This window comes from Paenibacillus terrae (assembly GCF_005217525.1).
In the GTDB taxonomy this organism is placed as follows: domain Bacteria; phylum Bacillota; class Bacilli; order Paenibacillales; family Paenibacillaceae; genus Paenibacillus; species Paenibacillus terrae_C.
Genome location: NZ_PNXQ01000005.1, coordinates 632,197 through 634,575 on the forward strand (window position 1 = coordinate 632,197; position 2,379 = coordinate 634,575).

A 2,379-nucleotide genomic window follows, 5' to 3' on the forward strand; every position below is an offset into this window, starting at 1 on the left:
CGCACGGGAATGTGCAGCAGATTTCCTATTATTCCACAACAGTAGGCAAGTCTAGGAACGCGATGGTGTATACGCCTCCGGGCTATACACCTTCGAAAACCTATAACGTCCTCTACTTGCTGCACGGTATTGGTGGGGATCAGAATGAATGGCTCAATGGTATGAATCCGAGAAATATCCTCGACAACCTCTACTCCGAGAACAAACTGGAGCCGATGATTGTGGTATTCCCGAACGGCCGCGCAATGAAAGATGATCGTCCGATAGGCGATATTTATGCTCCGGACAAGGTAGCCGCCTTCGAAAGGTTTGAGTTCGATCTGATCAATGACCTTATTCCTTACATTGATTCCCATTATCCGGTGTATAAAGATCGGCAGCATCGCGCGCTGGCCGGCTTGTCGATGGGAGGCGGACAAACGCTGAACTTCGGATTAACCCATCTGGATAAATTCTCTTGGATTGGCGCGTTCTCATCCGCTCCTAATACGAAGTCGGCATCTCAGCTCATCACCAATCCGTCTCAGGTTGCCAGCCAACTGAAACTGCTGTGGCTGTCATGCGGCTCTTCGGACAATTTACTGGGGGTCAGCCAAAATTTCCATAATAGCTTGAACACCATGAATATCCCGCACATGTGGTATCTGGATGTGGGCGGACATGAAGGGAAAGTTTGGAGCAGCGGGCTGTATCAATTTTCGCAACGTATCTTTAAGTAAATAAAACTATAGCGATTGCACGCTTCTTACGTGGCACAAGCCCATGGGACTGTCCAATACGTCCCTAAAATGAAAGCTGGACGAAAAACGCGATGTTTTCCGTCCAGCTTTTTTATGACAAGGTACCTACCATCAATTACATCATCCTTTTGAAACCCAATAGTCTTCACTAGACCCCCCTGTACAAGACTAAAGGATGTAATGAAATGATTGTCCCAACAATTTCTATATTCACATTCACCATTTTCAAAGTTAAAATCAAAGATGTTGACCGTTCCTCTGAGGAACAAAACCTCTCCTCCCTCGATGGTCGATAAGCCGCCAACACAGGCTCCTGCGAGCTTTTCGTCAAAAACTTGTCGTTACTTGTGATACGGTTCTCCGTACTGTCTGTAACGGTAAGATTTAGGACCATCCTTTTGCGGGATGGCCCATTCTTTTTTCTCGCTCTTTTCAAATATCGTACCCATACGCAACAAGTTTACACTTAGAACTTTTTCTTTCTTGCCCTTACGAAAAAGACTATAATCACCGCAAGTACTATTGCTACTGCAACTACGATATACAAATCGATATCCTGCTCAAACATAAACCACATCTTGTGTTCTAAGTTTACTTTTTGTTTTGGTTGAACTCCTTCTACGGTTCACCGTATCACACTAACGGCGAAATTCTTGTTTAACAGTGAAATAAAATAAATCATTGCAGTAAAAAGACACTGAGATTCTATTCATCAGTGTCTTTTTTACTGATACTTTTCCACCAACATCATGTTTCATCGTTGAACTCGAACTAATTTACTTTAGCAATATTCGCTGTAACTGACTTCACTTTCTTGTAATCATTTCAATCAGAGAGTTGTAATTTAAAGCAACTTAATCAGCTCTTCTAGCTCATCAACCAATACTTTTGCAAGTTCAAAATCAGTATCTTTTAAAGCCAATTCTATTTTCATTTCAACTGATTTTTTATTTTGTTCAGTTTCTAAATAGTCTCTATCAAAATGACTAGCATAAATCATCTGTCTAAATTTTCGCATACTCATTTTTCTAATCGTCTTATCGTCAATGATTAAAACATAATCCATACCATTTACAACAGAATAGAAATCATGAGAAATCATGAGAATCGCACCTTTATAATCTTCAATGGCTTTCTCCAGTACTATTTGTGTATAGGTGTCTAAATGGCTTGTCGGTTCATCAAGAAGCAATACATTTGCTTTACTGGCAGAAACTTTAGCCAATTGAAGCATATTTCTTTCTCCACCAGATAAAGATTCTATCTTTTGATTAACGATTTCTCCTTCAAAGCCATAGTTTGAAATATACGATCTAATCTCATCATAAGTTTTAAACCCAGCATCGATGAATTCTTCTAGTATTGTATTAGAATCCTTTAGCATTTCGCCTTGAATCTGAGATAAATAAGACACTTTAACATCAGCATTTATTTCAATTGAATCATGATTATTTTTAAAGATTTCTCGGAGTAAAGTTGTTTTCCCGGTACCGTTTGAACCGATAATGGCTACTTTATCTGTAGATTTTATCTCAAAGTTTACATTGTCTAAAAGCAACTCATCAAAGGCAACACTATAATTATTGACATTTACAACAATGGTGTCTTCAATTTCATTATCAATACCAAAACTAATATT

Annotated in this window: 2 protein-coding genes; one reads left to right on the top strand and one right to left on the bottom strand. The window is 39.1% G+C overall.

The genetic code is table 11. The annotated features are described in order from the left end of the window. A partial coding sequence (locus C1I60_RS06065) for an alpha/beta hydrolase (RefSeq protein ID WP_137061018.1) occupies nucleotides 1-719 on the top strand: 719 nt, incomplete at its 5' end. An 865-nt stretch (nucleotides 720-1,584) separates the two neighbouring features. Here C1I60_RS06065 and C1I60_RS25310 read toward each other — a convergent pair. Beyond that, on the bottom strand, nucleotides 1,585-2,379 hold a 795-nt coding region (locus C1I60_RS25310), incomplete at its 5' end, for an ATP-binding cassette domain-containing protein (protein ID WP_252361594.1).